General features: G+C 76.9%; 13 protein-coding genes. 9 read left to right on the forward strand and 4 right to left on the reverse strand.

Going from position 1 to position 16,975, the window contains the following annotated elements; all coding sequences use genetic code 11:
• Positions 1-136: 136 nt before the first annotated feature.
• Entirely contained in the window at positions 137-2,311 is a 2,175-nt protein-coding gene (locus FHU37_RS29435) for a M23 family metallopeptidase (RefSeq protein ID WP_179816823.1), read from the reverse strand.
• 578 nt (positions 2,312-2,889) lie between these two features.
• On the opposite strand from FHU37_RS29435, the gene icmB reads away from it, so the two are divergent.
• Positions 2,890-3,318 carry a coenzyme B12-dependent isobutyryl CoA mutase small subunit gene (gene icmB, locus FHU37_RS24410; RefSeq protein ID WP_179816824.1) on the forward strand — a complete coding sequence of 143 codons (429 nt, stop codon included), beginning with the start codon at positions 2,890-2,892 and terminating at the stop codon, positions 3,316-3,318.
• A gap of 73 nt (positions 3,319-3,391) precedes the next feature.
• Here the strand turns inward: icmB and FHU37_RS24415 are convergent, their stop codons facing one another.
• The 3 genes from FHU37_RS24415 to FHU37_RS24425 all read right to left on the reverse strand — a co-directional run bounded on the left by FHU37_RS24415 (position 3,392) and on the right by FHU37_RS24425 (position 6,958).
• Positions 3,392-3,634: a ribbon-helix-helix protein, CopG family gene (locus FHU37_RS24415; RefSeq protein ID WP_179816825.1), complete on the reverse strand. Its 243-nt coding sequence runs from the start codon at positions 3,632-3,634 to the stop codon at positions 3,392-3,394.
• Between the two features lie 64 nt (positions 3,635-3,698).
• Entirely contained in the window at positions 3,699-5,375 is a 1,677-nt protein-coding gene (locus FHU37_RS24420) for a DUF5691 domain-containing protein (RefSeq protein WP_179816826.1), read from the reverse strand.
• 137 nt (positions 5,376-5,512) lie between these two features.
• Positions 5,513-6,958: an SWIM zinc finger family protein gene (locus tag FHU37_RS24425; RefSeq protein ID WP_179816827.1), complete on the reverse strand. Its 1,446-nt coding sequence runs from the start codon at positions 6,956-6,958 to the stop codon at positions 5,513-5,515.
• Positions 6,959-7,092: 134 nt separating this feature from the next.
• Between FHU37_RS24425 and FHU37_RS24430 the strand changes: the two genes are divergently transcribed.
• From FHU37_RS24430 to FHU37_RS24465, 8 genes are all read left to right on the forward strand, one after another.
• Positions 7,093-8,466, forward strand: coding sequence for an ATP-grasp domain-containing protein (locus FHU37_RS24430; protein ID WP_179816828.1), 1,374 nt, complete (start codon positions 7,093-7,095; stop codon positions 8,464-8,466).
• Positions 8,467-8,479: 13 nt separating this feature from the next.
• Complete coding sequence (locus FHU37_RS24435; RefSeq protein ID WP_376774052.1) at positions 8,480-9,412, forward strand: Rossmann-like domain-containing protein; 933 nt, start codon at positions 8,480-8,482, stop codon at positions 9,410-9,412.
• Complete coding sequence (locus FHU37_RS24440; RefSeq protein ID WP_179816829.1) at positions 9,409-10,599, forward strand: PLP-dependent cysteine synthase family protein; 1,191 nt, start codon at positions 9,409-9,411, stop codon at positions 10,597-10,599. Before FHU37_RS24435 ends, FHU37_RS24440 begins: the two co-directional genes overlap by 4 nt.
• Positions 10,584-11,819 (forward strand): mandelate racemase/muconate lactonizing enzyme family protein, encoded by a 1,236-nt coding sequence (locus FHU37_RS24445; RefSeq protein ID WP_179816830.1) that lies wholly within the window; start codon positions 10,584-10,586, stop codon positions 11,817-11,819. Before FHU37_RS24440 ends, FHU37_RS24445 begins: the two co-directional genes overlap by 16 nt.
• Positions 11,816-13,216, forward strand: a complete 1,401-nt coding sequence (locus FHU37_RS24450) for an MFS transporter (RefSeq protein WP_179816831.1) — start codon at positions 11,816-11,818, stop codon at positions 13,214-13,216. The genes FHU37_RS24445 and FHU37_RS24450 overlap by 4 nt, the downstream gene beginning before the upstream one ends.
• 38 nt (positions 13,217-13,254) lie before the next feature.
• Entirely contained in the window at positions 13,255-14,145 is an 891-nt protein-coding gene (locus FHU37_RS24455; RefSeq protein ID WP_179817347.1) for a class I SAM-dependent methyltransferase, read from the forward strand.
• Between the two features lie 275 nt (positions 14,146-14,420).
• Positions 14,421-16,010: an ABC transporter substrate-binding protein gene (locus tag FHU37_RS24460; RefSeq protein ID WP_179816832.1), complete on the forward strand. Its 1,590-nt coding sequence runs from the start codon at positions 14,421-14,423 to the stop codon at positions 16,008-16,010.
• Positions 16,007-16,960, forward strand: a complete 954-nt coding sequence (locus FHU37_RS24465) for an ABC transporter permease (RefSeq protein ID WP_179816833.1) — start codon at positions 16,007-16,009, stop codon at positions 16,958-16,960. The genes FHU37_RS24460 and FHU37_RS24465 overlap by 4 nt, the downstream gene beginning before the upstream one ends.
• The last annotated feature ends 15 nt before the right edge of the window (positions 16,961-16,975 follow it).

Below are 16,975 nucleotides of genomic sequence, written 5' to 3' on the forward strand. Positions count from 1 at the left end.
TTGTTGGAAGCATGCCAACAGGCATGCCAGAGGCATGCCTACGGGCCCGGGGTGCCGGACAGCCGAGCCTACCGCCCGGTACCGCCGCCCGTCACCGGCCCCACCGGCCGTCACCGGGCGCGGCGTCCGCCGTCGATCAGGTCGGCTCCAGGCCGTGGTTGCGCAGCCAGGTGAGCGGGTCGATCGGGGAGCCGCCGCCCGGGCGCACCTCGAAGTGCAGGTGGGGGCCGGTGCTGTTGCCGCTGTTGCCCGAGTAGGCGATGGTGTCGCCGGCCTGGACCGAGCCCGAGCGGTACAGCGCCTGGCTCAGGTGGCAGTACCAGGTCTGGGTGCCGTCCGGCGCCGTGAGGATCAGCATGTTGCCGTACGAGCCGTGGTACTGGAACGTGATCGTCCCGTCCGTGGCCGCCTGGACCGGTGTGCCGTAGCCCACCGGGAAGTCGATGCCGGTGTGCAGGTTGCTCCAGTAGTTCCCGCCCTGGCCGAAGTAGGCCGACAGGCCGCGCTGGTCGACCGGCAGCCAGAACTTCGGCCGCGCCGCCTCCGCCGCCGCGGCCGCCTCCTGTCGCTGGCGCTCCAGCTCCGCCTCGCGCTCCTCCAGGGCGATCCGCGTCTGGGTGCGGGTGGCCCGGTCGGCCAGGTCGTCCGCGCTCGCGGTGACGGCGGCCAGCTGGGTGTCCAGCTCGGTGGGCGGGACCTGCACGGCGTCGGCCCCGGAGGCGATCGGCGAGGACTCCTCCGGCTCGGCCTCCTCGCCGGTGCCGCTGAGCGCGATCACCGCCACCGTCGCGGCGGCCAGCACGGCCGCGGAGGGCGCGGCGATGGTCAGCATCGGCGACCTCAGCGCCGGGGCCTTGGTGCGCCGCTGTTCCTTGCGGCGGCGGTTGCGGGCCGCCGCGCGCCCCTCGGCGACGACGGCCTCCGCCGCGTAGCCGGGGGCGTCACCGTCCTCGATCTCCCGCAGGGTCTGCCGGTCGGCGCCGGCCTCCAGGGCGTCGAAGTCGTCGGCCTCGTCGAGGTCCGGGTGGTCCCCCAGGCCGTCGCGGGCGTCCGGGTCGTCCGCGACGCCCCGACCGCCGCCGTGGCCGCCGTCCTCCGCGTCGGCGGCCGAGCCGGTGTCGGGGTGGTCGGCGAACGCGGGGGTGTCGTCCCAGTCGTCCTGGCCGGGGACGTAGTCGTCGAAGCCCTGGCCGACGTCGACGAAGCCGTCCGGATAGGCGAAGGCCGCGTGGTCGTAGCCGCCCGCGGCGGGGGCCTCGCCGGGCATCGGGGGCGGCCATCCGGCCGCGCCGCCCGGCGTGGCGTCGTGGCCGAGGGCGTCCTCGTGGCCGTGGCCGTGGTCGAGGTCGAAGTCGTGGCCGTGGGTGTCGGCGGGGCCGTGGTGGTCCGTCCCGCCGAGGTGGTCGGTGTGCTGCTCCGGGTGGTGGTCGCTGTGGTCCGGGTAGCCGCCGGCGGCCTCGCCGCCGTGCCACTCGCCGGTCGCCCACTCGCCGCTGGACCAGGCCGCGGCCCCGGACTCCGCGTCAGGGGCGCCGCCGGACGCCTGGGAACCCCCGTAGCCGTCGCCGTACTCGTCGGAGCGGTAGTCGTCGGAGCCGTAGTCCTCGGAGCGGTAGCCGTCGGTCTCGTAGGTCCCGGTCCGGTAGGCGTCCGTGCCGAGGTCGGTGTGCTCCGGTTCGGCCGGGGCGGTGGCCTCCGCCCACGGATCCGACTGGGCCGCCCAGGGGTCCGGCTGGTCGGAGGGACCGCCGGCGGAGGGGACGGCCTGCCAGCTCCCGGTGGTCCACTGGGCCGGCGAGGTCTCCTCGTCGAGGCCGGCGGTGGCGGTGCCGCCGGCCGTGTCGTAGCCGGTCGCCGGGTACCCGCCGGTGTCGTAGCCGGTCGCGGGGTAGCCGCCAGTGTCGTACCCGCCGACGGCTCCGGGCGTGTCGTGTCCGGGCGTGTCGTAGCCGGTGGCGTCGTAGCCCGACGTGTCGTAGGAGGACGTCCCGTACCCGGTGGCGTCGTAGCCCGAGGTGTCGTAGCCGGGGTAGCCGTCCTGGGAGGCCCCGGTGAAGGAGGCGTCGGGGTAGGACAGGCCGTCGTAGGCGTAGCCGTGCGGCGGGGTCTGCACCGCGGTGGCCTGCGGGTACGCCTCGCCCTGGACCGCGTAGCCGGTGTCGTAGCCGCCGTAGGAGCCGCCCTCGCCGTAACCGCCGGTCGCGTAGGGACCGGCCGGGGCGCCGGGATCGCCGTAGGGCTCGATGCCGTCGGAGCCGTCGCCGCCAGGTGCCGCCGGATCCGGCTGCCACGTCGGTTGACGGTCGTTCACCACCGGCCCTCTTTCGCCTGGACAGCTCGCGTTCGATCGGCCGGGCCGTGGGGCTCCGGTCGGCTGAGGAGTCCGACGATACGTCGGATCCCGTCGCCGGGGCCCGAGTTCGCCGTACTCACCACGCCCCGCCCCCGCCCCCTCCAGGTGCGCCGGGGTGGGGAGAGGCGACACGCGCCGTGGGGCCGGCGGCGCGCCCGGCGTGGCCGAACCGTCATCCCTCCGATACCGGAAGGAGTCCGCTTCGGCCGGGCGCGTGCCGTCCTCACGGACGTCGATTCCCGGCCGCGACTGTATCCGGTGGGTGGCGCAGCGACAATCCGTGCCCCCTTTGATGCGATATGTACGGCGAGTTGGTCGCGTGGAGTGACACTCCGTGAGAGATTGCTGTCGGCGTGTCGTCGAATCCGGTCCGGAGTGTTTTGTGGCGGACCCGTGACGGAACCGGCGAGAGGCGATAACTTTCCGACGACGGCACGGGCAAGCAAGGACAACGGCATGGGCGGCAGGTCGCGTCTCCCGCGGTGATCCCGCGGTCGCGGCCTCGACCACGGCCGGGAACCGAAGCGGGAGGCAGGATGTCAGCGTCCGGTCCGATTCGCGTGGTGGTCGCCAAGCCGGGCCTGGACGGCCACGACCGTGGCGCCAAGGTGGTGGCCCGCGCGCTGCGCGACGCGGGCGTGGAGGTGGTTTATACCGGTCTGCACCAGACCCCGGAGCAGATCGTGGCCACCGCGATCCAGGAGGACGCCGACGCCATCGGGCTGTCGGTGCTGTCCGGCGCCCACATGACGCTCTTCCGCCGGGTGCTGGACCTGCTGCGGGAGCAGGACGCCACCGACATCAAGGTCTTCGGCGGCGGCATCATCCCCGAGGCGGACATCCCCGAGCTGTCCGCGATGGGCGTGGCCGCCGTCTTCACCCCGGGCGCCCCCACCCAGGCGATCGTCGAGTGGGTCCGCGCCAACGTCGGCGACACCACCCCCGGCGAAGTCGGCACCGCCTGAGGCCCGCTGCCCCGGCCGTCCTGGCACCGGCCGCCCCGGTCAGGCCGGGCCGAGGGCGGCCTGACCGAGAGGGTCACGGTTTCTCCCGCGCGCCGGAACCCTCCTCGGCGATCTCCATCCGGCGGGCGGGGGCCGGATCGCCGCTGTCGAACCGTGGTGCGTCCAGCGGTTCGCCCCACACTCGCCGGGACCGGGCCGCCCGGTGGATCGCCTCACGCATGATCCCGGACGCGCTGACGCCGGATCGTTCGGCGGCGGCCTTGATGATCGCGAGATCCTCGGGGGCGACGTGGACGGTGATGCGTTTGAGGGGCATGCCGACATCATGTCGAAGGCATACGTTCGGATGTGTCGAACGTCTCATCGGGTCCGCCGTCCGCTCACTCCACGGGGGCCAGCTCCTCGGCGAGCAGGCGGCGCTGGTGGAGGGTGCGGGCCATCTCGTTGAGCGTCTCCCACCAGGCGCTGCCCGGCTCGCACTCCTTGACCAGGGCGTCGAGCCGGTCGGCGGCGGTGGGCGAGAGCCGCTGTTCGCACAGGCCGGTCAGCCCCGTGTGGGTCCACGGCGCGCCGCCTCCGGCGGCGGCCTGGCGGAGCTTGTCCAGCACGGCCTCCTCCACCCGCGCCCCCCAGCGGGGCAGCGCCCGCCGCAGGGAGCCGTCGCGCGCGGCGAGCTCGTCGGCCTCCTCGGCCGGGAGGAGGGCCAGCAGGGCGCCGGTGGACTCCTCCAGAGAGGTGCCGGCCGGCACCGCGACCCGGTCGGAGTCGCTCTCCTCCGTGCCGGCCCCGCGGCGCTTCCGGGCGGGCGCGCCGCGCAGCAGGGCGCGGGCCCAGGCGGTGTCGCCCTCGCGGACCGCCGCGCGGGCCCAGCCGCGCCGGATCTCGGTGGCCCACTCGGCGGAGACGGGGGTGGCGATGACGCCGGCCGGGTCGGTGCCCAGCAGGTCGGTCCACACGCGCAGCGGCGTGGCGGCCAGGATGTCGGTGAGCCAGGCGGCGCGCGGGCCGTTGCGGGGGCTGCGGCCCGGGGCGTGGCCGGTGCCGGCGTAGTCCGCCAGGCCGTCGCGGCGCATGGCGTCGTCGACGTCCTTCGGCGGGACCACCCGGAGCCTGCGGTCGGGGCCCTCGCCGCGCACGGTGCAGCAGGCCAGCGCCCGCTCGGTCATCCGCTGGGAGAGCGCGGAGCCGGGCAGCGCGGCCAGCAGCCGGGCGGCGGTGGTCCGCACGGAGGTGCTGCGGTCGTCCAAGGCGGCTTCGAGCAGCGGTTCGTCCGCGGGGCCGAGCCCGTCGGCGAGTGACTCGAGGAAGAGGGTGCGGTCCTCGGCGCGTTCGCCGCTCCAGGTGGTGGCGAGCAGGTCGCGGGCGGCGGCCGGGTCCTCGGCGCGCAGGGCGCGCAGCATCCGGAGGCGTTCCCCGAACGGGGCGTCGGGGCCGGTGCCGTCGCCGAGCGGGACGGCGTCGGGCTCGCGCAGGACGTAGGCCCAGTGGCGGTGCTGGACGGCCAGCCAGGACGCCAGCGGCCCGGCGAGGGCGAGCACGGCCGGCCGCAGCGCGGTACGCGCCCGGGCCCGGTCGAGCAGGGCGGGGACCGTCTCCGGGGGCACCCGGTAGCCGTGCCGGGCGGCCTCCTCCAGCCACTCGGCGAGCAGGTTGCCGTTGCGGGACTCGGCGCTGCCGGCCGGGGCGGCGGCGATGAGGGTGGTGAGCCGGTTGCGGGCGGCCTCGGGCACCAGCGGTCGCTCGTCGGCCGCCAGGGCCGGCGGGGCGGCGACGTCCGGTTCGGGGGCGGGCAGCGGCGCGTGCCGGGCGCGGCGGTGCACCGTGTGCAGCGCGGCGACGGCGAGCAGCGCGGAGGCCGGGTCGTCGACCGGGCCGCCGGCGGCGTGGGTGAGGGCGGCGTGGGAGGCGGCGGCGTCCAGGGTGCTCCGGGCGGTGCCGTCGGGGGCGGCGTCGGCTTCGGCGTAGGGCGGGGTGGGCAGGCCTCGGCGTTCGGTGCCCAGGAGGGCGGTGGTGACGAGGTCGTCCCAGGTGGGCGCGGGTGGCGGGGTGGCCGTCACGGGATGGGAGTCCTTTCGGTGCCGGGGCGGGCCGGGGCGGCGGGGTTCGGGGTGACCGGTGGCGCGGTGACCGGTGGCGGAGTGGCCGGCGGCGGGGGACGGAGGCGGGCTGGGCGGGCGGGCTGGGCCGGGTGGCGTCAGAGCAGCACGGCGCGGCCGTCGTGCGGCGCCCAGACGGTCACCGGGACGAAGCCCGAGGGCCGGTACTCGCCGAAGACGGTGGCCGGGCGGCCGGCGCTGGTGGCGGTGAGCCGCCACATCGCCCCCTCCGGCGCCTCCGCGACGTCCACCCGCAGGGCCTGTCCGGCCTGGTCGGCGAGGTACCAGCCGGTGCCGCTCCACACCGGGGTGACCGCGGCCAGCACCACCGGCCAGGCGTCGGTCCACGGGTCGGCGGCCAGCGCCGCGACGTAGGCGGCGTGGGCCTCGCGGCAGTCGCCGCCGGGCGGTGGGCCGGCGGGGCGGGCGGTGGCCTGGTCGGGCCCGAGCGTGGCCCGCAGGGCGGCCGCCGCCTGCGGGAAGACGGCGGTGGCGGCGACGCTGGTGCCGGTCGGTGGCACCGGGTCGAGCGCGCGTCCCGGTCCGGCGTAGGAGAGCAGCATGGCGGTCCGGCCGGTGGCGGCGCCGCGCAGCCAGGCCCGGCGCGAGCGCAGCGTGGAGGCTTCGGCGTCCCGGTGGCCGAGCACCAGCCAGTCGTCGTGGATCCGCTCCTCCGTCGCGGCGGCCGTCCCGGATTCGGCGGCCGTGGATGTGGCGTCGCCGGATCCGGTGGCCGGGGCGGCGTCCGCGCCGGTGCCGCCGGGGCCGTCGGGGCGGGCGCCGACCCGGCCGCGCACGGTGGCGCGCAGCGGCTCGGGAAGGGACTCGCGGCGCTCCCAGGCCCCGGTCAGCAGGTGCAGCAGGGCGAGTTCCTCCAGCACCGGCCCGGCCCAGCCGGCGCCGGCCGTGCCGCGCACGGCGGAACCGACCGGCAACGCCGCGAGTTCCCTGGCCCGCGCGGCCAGCCCGGGCGCCTGGGCGTCCACCATCCGGGCGGCGACCTCGTGCCATTCGGCCAGGCCGTGCCGGTTGGACTCCAGCGGGGCGAGGCCGGCGCGTATCCGGTCGCCGACGCGCTGGCGCAGTTCGGCCACGCCGGCGTCGATCCGGCGCTCGCGCTGCTGGGCGCGGCGGCGGGCGGCGGCCGGGTCGGCCGGTCCGGCCTCGGCCCGTTCCTTGCGCTGCTCGCTGCGCTCCCGGGCGGCGCGGCGCTTCTCGGCCCACTCGGCGACCCACTGCGGACGGTCCGCCTCGCCGGCCACCGGAACCGCGGCGGCCCCCTCCGCCCAGCGCAGCAGCAGGGCGAGGGAGTGCTTGCAGGGGAACTTGCGGCTCGGGCAGGTGCAGGTGAAGGCGGTGCCCGGCAGGTCGGCGACGGTGCGGTACGGGACCTTGCCGCTGCCCTTGCACTCCCCCCAGACGAACGTGCCGTCAGTGCCCGTCCCGGACCACGGCCCGGGTGCCGAGAGCTTGCTCCCGGCCTTGCGTGATGCGGCGTCAGGCGCGAGGGCGAGCACCTGTTCCGCGTTCCAGCGGTCCTCCATGCCCTTCACGCTACGAGCCGGCTCCGACAGCGCGGCCGCGCCCGCGCGGGAGTTCCACGAACGTCCTGTCGAATGACAATGAAAATCAGTATGACTAAGGTGTCGCCCAACCTCGTGATCCGAAAGGACGCACCGTGGGACATCTGCTGATGGTCGAAAGCTGGGTGGGGTCCATGAGCACCCTGCTGCCCGCAGCCATCGCCCAAGGAGGGCACCGCTTCACCTTCCTGACCCGCAACCTGCACCACTACCTGCGTTCCGCCCCGGGCACCGGCCCGCACCCGCTGCTGGGCGCCGACAACGTGGTCACCGCCGAGACCAACGACCCGGACACCCTGCTGCCCTACGTCGAGCGGCTGAACGACGTGCTCCGCTTCGACGGCGTGCTCACCTCCTGCGACTACTACCTGCCGGTGGCCGCCGCGGCGGCGGAACGGCTCGGCCTGCCCGGTCCGGCCTCCGCGGCCGTGCACACCGCCTGCCGCAAGGACCTGACCCGGCTGGCGCTGGCCAAGGCCGGCGTGCCCGGACCGCGCTTCGCCCTCTGCCCGGATCCCGCCGAGGCGCCCGCCCGCGCCGCCGAACTCGGCTACCCGCTGGTGGTCAAGCCGGTGGACCTGTGCGCCGGCATGCTGGTGCGCCGGGTGGCCGACGAGCGGCAGCTGGCCGAGGCGATCAGCGCGCTGGACGCCTTCCCGGTCAACGCGCGCGGCCAGCGGCGCAGCCCGCTGGTGCTGCTGGAGGAGCTCCTCGAGGGGCCCGAGGTGAGCGTCGAGACGGTCGCCTTCGACGGCGCCACGCACGTCGTCGGCGTCACCGACAAGACCCTCGCCGGCGACGACCGGTTCATCGAGGCCGGGCACATGTTCCCGGCCGCCCTGGACCCGGCCGACGCGCGGGCCGCCGCGGAGACCGCGCTGGCCGCGCTGGCCGCCGTCGGCCTGGACCACGGCGTGGCGCACACCGAGATCCGGCTCACCGCGGCCGGCCCCCGTGTGGTGGAGATCAACCCGAGGCCGGCCGGCAACCGGATCACCGAGCTGGTCCGGCACGTCACCGGCATCGACCTGGCCGCCGCCTTCGCCGAGACCGCGCTGGGTCGCGCCCCCGACCTGACGCCCCGGGACACCGGCACGCGCAGCGCCGCCATCGCCTTCCTGGTGCCCCGGCGGGGCGGCACCCTCGCCGAGGTGGCCGGGGCCGACGAACTCGACGCCCCGGAGCCGGCCCGGCTGCTGGAGGTCCACGTGGCCGCGCCCGGACGCAGCGTGCGCGCCGCCACCAGCAACAACGACTACCTCGGGCACGTGATGGTGGCGGACACCGCCGGGGCCGGCGCGGGCGAGCACGCGGCCCGGCTGCTGGCCGGGCTCACGCCCCGGTGGGCGGATGCCGATCCCGATGGGGGGACCGGCCCCGACGGACCGGCCGGTACCGCCGGTGGGGCCGGGACCGGCCTCGCGGCGACCGGGGCCGCCGGGCACGACGTCGTCGCTGCGGCGCGGTGAGCGAGGGACACGGATGAACGAGCGGGAAGACGACGGCCCGGAGGGGTGTCCGGCGATGGCCGCGACCGCCCCGCGACCGGGCGTGCTCGACGAACTGGCCGACCGGGCCCTCGCCGGGGACTTCGGCGCCGATCCGGCGGACGACACCATCACCTCCGCCTTCGTCACCACCCAGGCGGTCCGGCACGCCGGCCGCTCCGGCGGCTACCGCAACCGGGTCCTCAGCCTGCGGCTGGAGGCCGCCGTCGGGTCGTGCGCGGTGGAGCCGGGGCCGCCGCCGGAAGCGAGCCCGTCCGCGGGGGGCGCCGGCGAACCGGGGGCCGCCGGCGAGGCGGCGGGTGACGAGGAGGTCGCGGCCGGGTGCGTCGGCGTGTCCGTGGCCGAACTGCTGAAGCACCCCACCGCCGCGGTCCGGACCGCCGCGCTGGACGCCTTCCTGATGCACCACCTGCCGCACGGGCCCGCGCAGGGCGCCCGGTCCGTCCGCGTCCCGGCCGGCAGCACCCTGGCGAAGTCCACCGCCCGGGCCCGCGCCGTCGCCGAACTGCTGCCCGTGCCGCCCGGCGCCACCGTGCTGGTCGTCGGCGTGGTCAACTCGCTGCTGCACGCCCTGCGCGCCCGCGGCCTGCGCTACCTGCCCTGCGACCTCAAGGGCGGCACCACCGAGTGGGGCGAAGCCGTGCTCACCGACGCCGACGCCCACCTCGACCGCTGCGACGCCCTGCTGGTCACCGGCATGACGCTGGGCAACGGCAGCGCCGACCGGCTGCTGGCGCACGCCCGCGCCACCGGCAAGCCGCTGGTCGCCTTCGCGCAGACCGGCAGCGCCGTCTGGCCGCGGCTGATCGGCTCCGGCGTCACCGCGGTCTCCGCCGAGCCGTACCCGTTCTTCTGGCTCGACGGCGGCCCCAGCACCCTCCACCTGTACCGCGGAGGCGACCGATGACCGCCACCCGCACCGACCCCGCCACCGCCGCGCCGGCCCCGCCGGCCGCCGCGCCCCCCACCCCGCGCGCCGCCCCCACCGGGCCCGGTCCCGCCGGCGCAGGCCCCTCCGGCATCGGCCCCACCCTGCCGGCCCCGCCGGGCGCCCCCGCCCTGCTCTCCCTGGTCGGCCACACCCCGCTGGCCCGGGTCACCGCCCCGCTGCCCCACCCGCACCCGGGCTTCTGGGCGAAGCTGGAACACCTCTCGGCCGGCGGCATGAAGGCCCGGGCGGCCGTCTCCATGCTGCTCGGCGCCCGCGCCCGGGGCCTGCTGCGCCCCGGCGCGCCGGTCGTGGAGTCCACCAGCGGAACCCTCGGGCTGGGGCTCGCCTTCGCCGGCCAGGCGCTCGGCCACCCGGTGGTGCTGGTCACCGACAGCGAGCTGGAACCCGCCATGCGCGCCCTGCTCCAAGCCCACGGCGCCCACCTGGAGGTCGTGGAACGCCCCGCCGAACAGGGCGGCTGGCAGGCCGCCCGGCTGGCCCGGCTGCGCGAACTGCTCGACCGGCTGCCCGGCGCCTACTGGCCGGACCAGTACGGCAACCCCGACAACCCGGCCGGCTACGCCTCGCTCGCCGCCGAGCTGATCGAGCAGCTCGACCACCTCGACGTGCTGGTGTGCAGCGTCGGTACCGGCGGGCACAGCGCCGGCATCATCGGCCCGCTGCGCCGCCGCTGGCCCGAGCTGCGGGTGATCGGCGTCGACGCGGTCGGCTCGACGATCTTCGGCCAGCCCGCCCGGCCGCGCCTGATGCGCGGCCTCGGCAGCAGCATCCACCCGGGCAACGTGGCCCACGGGGCGTTCGACGAGGTGCACTGGGTCGGCCCCACCGAGGCCGCCGACGCCTGCCGGCGCCTGGCCGGCCACGCCTTCGTCACCGGCGGCTGGTCCACCGGGGCCGTCGCCCTGGTCTCCGCCTGGGTCTCGCGCACCCGGCCCGGGGCCGAGGTGGTCACCGTCTTCCCGGACGGCCCGCACCGCTACCTCAGCACGATCTTCGACGACGCCTACCGCAGCGCCCACGGCCTCACCGGAACGCCCGCCGACCGGCCGTACCAGATCCCGCACCCCCAGGCCGCCGAGGTCACCGGCTGGGCCCGCTGCGCCCTGCGCCCCGAACGGAGAACCGCATGCCCGCCCACCTGACCACGCGGTCGCTGGTGACCGTGCTGGAACTCGCCGAGCCGCTGCGCATCTCGCGCGGCAGCATGGACCGCCGCGACGCGGTGTGGATCGCGGTCTCCTCCGGCGACGCCGACCCGGGCGACGCCCGGTCCACCGGCTACGGGGAGACCGTCACCAGCCGCTTCCTGCGGCTGGACGCCCCGACCGCCCGCCGCATGGTGGCCACCCTCGGAGAGGCGCTGGCCGACCGGAACGACCCCGCCGCCGCGCTGGACGACGTCGACGCCCTCGCCGCGCTGCTCGACCGCCGGCACGACGGGGAGCACCCGGCGGCCCGGGCGGGCGTGCTGGCCGGCGTGGAGGCCGCGCTGCTCGACCTCGCCGGCAAACGGGCCGGGCGCCCCGCGCACGAGCTGCTGGGGCTGACGGTGCCACGTCAGGGCGCGCCGTCCGGCGGCCGGCCCTCGGCCGCCACCGCCCGCACCATCGGCATCGTCGCCCCGGAGCGGGCCGCCGCCCAGGCCACCGAGCTGGCCGCCCGCGGCTTCGCCCTGCTGAAGATCAAGGCCGGCGCGCCCGACCCCGCCGACGACCTGGCCCGGATCGCGGCCGTGCGCGCCGCCGCGCCGGCCGCGCGGCTGCTGGTGGACGCCAACGGCGCCTGGAGCCCGGCGCGCGGACGCGAGCTGCTGCCGCGCCTGGCCGACCTCGGCGTCGACGCCGTCGAGCAGCCCCTGCCCGCCGGCACGCCCGAGGAGCTGGCCCGGCTCGCCGCGAGCTCCCCGCTGCCACTGATCGCCGACGAGGACGTGGTCACCGTCGACGACGCGCTGCGTCTCGCCGGCCTGGTGCACGGGGTGAACGTCAAGCTCGCCAAGTGCGGCGGGGTGCTGGCCGCGCTGCGGATCGCCGAGGGGCTGCGCGGCACCGGCACCGAGCTGATGCTCGGCTGCCTGGTCGCCAGCTCGCTCGGCCTGGCCCCCGCCGTCCAGCTGGGCCACCTCGGCCGCTGGGCGGACCTGGACGGCCACCTGCTGCTCGCCGACGACCCCTGGGAGGGCATCGGCGGCGAGGACGGCACCGTGCGGGCCCCGGCGCGGCCCGGGCTCGGGGTCCGCCCGCGAGCCGCCGCGAGCGCCGTCCTCGCGGCCCCGGACGCCGCGGGCGCCGCGCCGGTCCCGGGCGTCGCGCCGGTCCCGGGCACCGCGTCCGCCACCGGCCCGCGGGGAGCCGTCCGGTGAGGACCTACCGCGCCGTGCGCTCCTTCCCCGCCGCCGTGCAGCTGCTGCTGGTCAACCAGGCCGGCGTGAACACCGGCTTCTACCTGCTCGTCCCCTACCTCGCCAGCCACCTCGGCGAGAACCTCGGCCTGTCCGCCGCCGTCGTCGGGCTGGTCCTCGGCGTGCGCACGCTCAGCCAGCAGGGCCTGTTCATCATCGGCGGCACGGCCTCCGACCGGCTCGGCGCCCGCGGCGTGATCATCGCCGGCTGCGGCCTGCGCACCGTCGGCTTCGCCCTGTTCGCCTTCGGCGACGACCTGCCCGTGCTGCTCGCCGCCTCCGTGCTCAGCGGCCTGGCCGGCGCCCTGTTCAACCCCGCCGTGCGCGCCTACATCGCCACCGAGTCCAGCGACCGCAAGGCCGAGGCGTTCGCCCTGTTCAACGTCTTCGCCACCACCGGCGCGCTGGTCGGGCCGCTGCTCGGCAGCCTGCTGCTGCTCGTCGACTTCCGCGCCGCCGCGCTGGCCGCCGCCGGCCTGTTCGCCGTCCTGACGGTCGCCCAGGCGCTGCTGCTGCCCGCCCGGCGGGTCGCGCCGAGCGGCGGCAGCGTGCTCGGGGACTGGCGCGAGGTGCTCGGCAACCGGCGCTTCCTCGCCTTCGCCCTCGCCATGATGGGCGTGATCACCCTGGAGAACCAGCTGTACCTGCTGCTGGCGGACGGCGCCCGGCGGGCCAGCGGCTGGGACGGCGCGGTGTCGCTGCTCTTCCTCGCCGGCACCTGCGTCAACCTGCTGCTCCAGGTGCGGATCACCCGGCGGCTGCACGCCACCGGCCGCCGCGCCCGGTGGATCGCGCTCGGCCTGGCCGTGATGGGGCTGGCCTTCGTCCCGCCCATCGCGGTGGCCGCGGCCGACCCGCCCGAGTCGGTACCGGCCGCCCTGCTGCGCCTCGCGCCGCTGCTCGCCGCCGCCGTGCTGCTCCAGCTCGGGGTGATGATCGGCCAGCCGTTCGTCCTGGAGCTGATCCCGGCCTTCGGGCGCACCGGCCTCACCGGCACCTACTACGGGGTCTTCTACGTGCTCTCCGGGGTGGCCGCGGCCGGCGGCAACGCCCTGATCGGCTGGGCCATGGACGCCGGCGCCGACCGCGGCGCGGCCTGGCTGCCGTGGGTCAGCTGCGTGGCGATCGGCCTGGCCGGGGCCGCCGCCGTGGCCCGGCTCGGCGCCCGCGGCGCCCTGCCGGAGCCGGCCGCCGCCACCCCGCCCGAGGCCGGCACCGCCCCCGCCGCCGCACGCCCGAACGACGCCCGCCCCGAGGACGCCCGCCCCGAGGGCACCGGCGGCGACGCCGCCCGCCGCGCCGGCCGCGACGACCGGGCGGCCTCCTCCCCACGCGCCCGGAAGGAACCCGCGCAGTGACCCGCCGAGCCCAGCCGCCCGCCGCGCCCGCACCGGCGGTGCCCGCCCCGGCCACCCCGGGGACACCCGCCCCGGCGGCGCCCGCCCCGGCGGGGGCCAACCACCTCACCGACCACCCCGAGCTGTACGAGGCGCGCTTCCCGGACCCGGACCACCTCGCCGCCCGGTTCGCCGACGAACTGCTGCGCCGTCACGGCGCGCCCGGGCGGCGGCTGCTCGACGCCGGCTGCGGCACCGGCCGGGACGCCGCGCACCTGGCGGCGCTCGGCTGGCACGTCACCGGCATCGACACCTCCCACGCCATGCTCGACCACGCCCGCGCGCACCACCCCGGCCCCACCTACCTGCACGCGGACCTGCGCTCCTTCCACCTCCCCGGCACCCCCGCCCGCCCCGATCCGGGCGGCGCCGATCCGGGCGGCACCGATCCGGGCGGCGCCGTCCTCGACGCCGTCATCTGCATGGACAGCGCCATGCTCTACTGCCACGACAACGCCGAGCTCGCCGGCTTCCTGGACAGCTGCCGGCGCCACCTGGCCCCCGGCGGGCTGCTGCTGGCCGAGATGCGCAACGGCGCCTTCTTCCTCGGCAACACCGAACTGCTCGACGGGCCCCGCCGGCACTCCTTCCGCTGGCAGGGGGTCACCCACACCTCCGTCACCGAACTGCGGATCGACCACCGCGCCCAACTGCTCCGCCGCACCCGGGTGTGGACCGCCGACGACGGCTCCCCGCCGCTGGAGCAGCACTCCGCCTGGCGGCTGCTCTTCCCGCGCGAGCTCGAACACTTCCTGGACGTCGCCGGGTTCGACACCCTCGCGCTCTTCGACGGCCCCGGACCGCGCACCGAGCCACCCTGGCGCCCCGGCGCGGCACCCGCCGACACCCTGCACGGCGACCGGCTGCACCTGCTGGCCCGCCGTCGCTGATTCGCCCCGGGCCGATTCGGCCCGCCACCGGACGGGCAGCCTCTACCCCTCCTTCGGTGTGGGGGTCGCCGGCTCCGCCAGCGGAGCCGGGCGGCCCCCACCCGGCCGTCAGGCCGGGGGAGAGGGGACCCGGCGCGCGCCCGGCCACGCCGCGCGCCGTCGCGCCCTACGGAGCCACGCGACCCCGCCCGTCCCCGTCCACCCCCTGTCCCGTTCCCGGGCCCATCCGCGCGCCGGCCACCGCGTGCCGCCGCCACGACCCATCGGAGGACCAGATGACCACACCGCACACGCCCCGCGCCCGGCACACCCGCCGCGCCTTCCTCGGCGCCGCCGGCGGCGCCGCCGCCCTGACCACCCTCGCCGCCGCCGGCTGCTCCGCCGGCTCCACCTCCGGCACCCCGGAACCCGGCACGGACGCGGCCGGCTCGCCCAGACGCGGCGGCCGGCTGCGCGCCACCTTCGCCGGCGGCGGCGCCAGCGAGACCCTCGACCCGCACCGGACCAACCTGTTCGTGGAGGCCGCCCGGGCCAAGGCCCTGTTCGACAAGCTCGCCGACTTCGGCAGCGACATGTCCCCGCAGCCCCGGCTCGCCGAGTCCTGGGAGCCCAGCACGGACGCCACCCGCTGGACCGTGCGGCTGAGGGAGGCCGTCTTCACCGACGGCACCCCGCTCACCGCCGCCGACGTCCTCCACAGCTACCGCCGGATAACCGACCCGGAGGGCGCCTTCCGCGCCCGGGCCAGCCTGGAGTCCATCGACCTCGACGCCAGCCGCGCCGTCGACGACCGCACCGTGGAGTTCGTCCTCAAGCACCCCTACGCGGAGTTCCCTAACGCCCTGGCCGCCTTCGGCGCCTACATCGTCAAGGACGGCGCCGAGGACTTCACCGAACCGGTCGGCACCGGCCCGTTCCGCTTCGTCTCCTTCACCCCCGGCAGCTCGATGGTCGCCGCCCGCCACGACGCCTACTGGGACGGCGCCCCCTACCTCGACGAGATCGAGTTCCTGGTCGCCAACGAGGAGACCGCCCGGATCAACGCCCTGCTCGGCGGCCAGGTCGAGTACGCCCACGAGCTCACCCCCACGACCGCCCGCACCCACGAGGGCGGCGGGCAGGTCACCGTGGTGCGGCTGCCGCGCAGCGCCATGCAGGCGTTCGTGATGAAGACCGACCGCGCCCCCTTCGACGACCCCCGCGTCCGCGAGGCGTTCTTCCTCATCGCCGACCGCCAGCAGCTGGTGGACAGCGCCCTCGCCGGCGCCGGGGAGATCGGCAACGACCTGTTCGGCAAGGGCTACCAGTACTACGCCGACTCCATCCCGCAGCGCACCCGCGACCTCGACCGCGCCCGCGCCCTGCTGCGCGAGGCCGGGGCGGAGAACCTGACGGTGCGGCTGGACACCTCCGAGGTGGCCGCCGGGTTCGTCGAGGCCGCCACCGTCTTCGCCGAGCAGGCCGCCGAGGCCGGCGTCACCGTCGAGGTGGTCATGGGCAACAAGGACACCTACTGGTCCGACATCCTCGACTCCGGCCAGCTGTGCTGCTACCGCTCCGGCTCCATGCCCATCGAGTCGCACATCTCGCAGCGGCTGCTCACCGACTCCACCACCAACGCCAGCAAGTGGCAGCGGGAGGACTTCGACGCCCTCTACGAGCAGGCCCAGGCCACCCTGGACGAGGCCGCCCGCACCGACCTGTACGCGCGGATGCAGCGCACCCTGCACGCCGAGGGTGGCTTCCTGGTGTGGGGCTTCGCCGACTGGATCATCGCCACCGCCAACAACGTCGGCGGCGTGGACCGCGAGGCGCCGGCCAACTCCCTGGGCTGGGCGCGCTTCGACAAGGTCTGGCTCGCGTGACGGGCCTCGCCCACTTCGCCGTCCGGCGACTGGCCCTCGGGCTCCTGCAGACCGCCGCCGTGGTGGTGCTGGTCTTCGTGCTCACCGAGGCGCTGCCCGGCGACGCCGCCGTGGCGCTGGCCGGCGACCAGCCCGACCCCGCCCGGGTGGAGGCGATCCGCCAGGCCATGCGGCTGGACGAGCCGGCGGCGCAGCGGTTCGCCGACTGGGTGCTCGGGCTGCTCCGCGGCGACCTGGGCACCTCGCTGGTCAGCGGCCGGCCGGTCAGCTCCTACCTGGCCGGCGGGCTCGGCCCCACGCTGCTGCTCGCCGGGATCACCCTGGCGCTGCTGGTGCCGCTCTCCCTGGTGCTCGGCGTGGCCGCCGCCGGGCGGGAGGGCGGGCCGCTGGACCGGGCGATCAGCACGGTCACCGTCGGCCTGTACGCCGTGCCCGAGTTCGCCCTCGGCATCCTGCTGATCACGGTGGTCGCGCTCCGCGGCGGCCTGCTGCCGCCGACCGCCGTCGGCGCCGGCGGTGACCTGCTCGCCCAGCCGGCGGTGCTGGTGCTGCCGGTGGCGGTGCTGCTGGCCCGGCCGGTCTGCTCGCTCAGCCGGCTGGTGCGCGCCGGCATGGTGGAGGCGCTGGCCTCCGACTACGTGCGGCACGCCCGCCGGCAGGGCCTCGGCGAGGCGCGGGTGCGGTACGCCCACGCGCTGCCGAACGCGCTCGCCCCGGCCGTGCAGCAACTGGCCCGCACCACCGACTGGCTGCTGTGCGGGGTGATCGTGGTGGAGGCGCTGTTCGTGATCCCCGGGCTGGGCACGCTGCTGGTCGAGGCGGTCGCGGCGCGCGACGTGCCGGTGGTGCAGGGGCTGGCCGTGGTGTTCGGCCTGGTCACGGTGGTGGTCAACCTGGCCGCCGACCTGGTCGTGCACCGGCTGGCGCCGCGCGGGGAGGTGGTCGCGTGAGTGCCGCCCGCCCTC

Origin of the sequence: Allostreptomyces psammosilenae (assembly GCF_013407765.1) — a bacterium.
In the GTDB taxonomy this organism is placed as follows: domain Bacteria; phylum Actinomycetota; class Actinomycetes; order Streptomycetales; family Streptomycetaceae; genus Allostreptomyces; species Allostreptomyces psammosilenae.

Bases quoted from the DNA above. Each gene is read 5' to 3' on its own strand.
- FHU37_RS24440 (WP_179816829.1), top strand. From the start codon at position 9,409: ATGACCGCCACCCGCACCGACCCCGCCACCGCCGCGCCGGCCCCGCCG.
- FHU37_RS24435 (WP_376774052.1), top strand. From the start codon at position 8,480: ATGAACGAGCGGGAAGACGACGGCCCGGAGGGGTGTCCGGCGATGGCC.
- icmB (WP_179816824.1), top strand. From the start codon at position 2,890: ATGTCAGCGTCCGGTCCGATTCGCGTGGTGGTCGCCAAGCCGGGCCTG.
- FHU37_RS24425 (WP_179816827.1), bottom strand. From the start codon at position 6,958: ATGGAGGACCGCTGGAACGCGGAACAGGTGCTCGCCCTCGCGCCTGAC.
- FHU37_RS24415 (WP_179816825.1), bottom strand. From the start codon at position 3,634: ATGCCCCTCAAACGCATCACCGTCCACGTCGCCCCCGAGGATCTCGCG.
- FHU37_RS24445 (WP_179816830.1), top strand. From the start codon at position 10,584: ATGCCCGCCCACCTGACCACGCGGTCGCTGGTGACCGTGCTGGAACTC.
- FHU37_RS24460 (WP_179816832.1), top strand. From the start codon at position 14,421: ATGACCACACCGCACACGCCCCGCGCCCGGCACACCCGCCGCGCCTTC.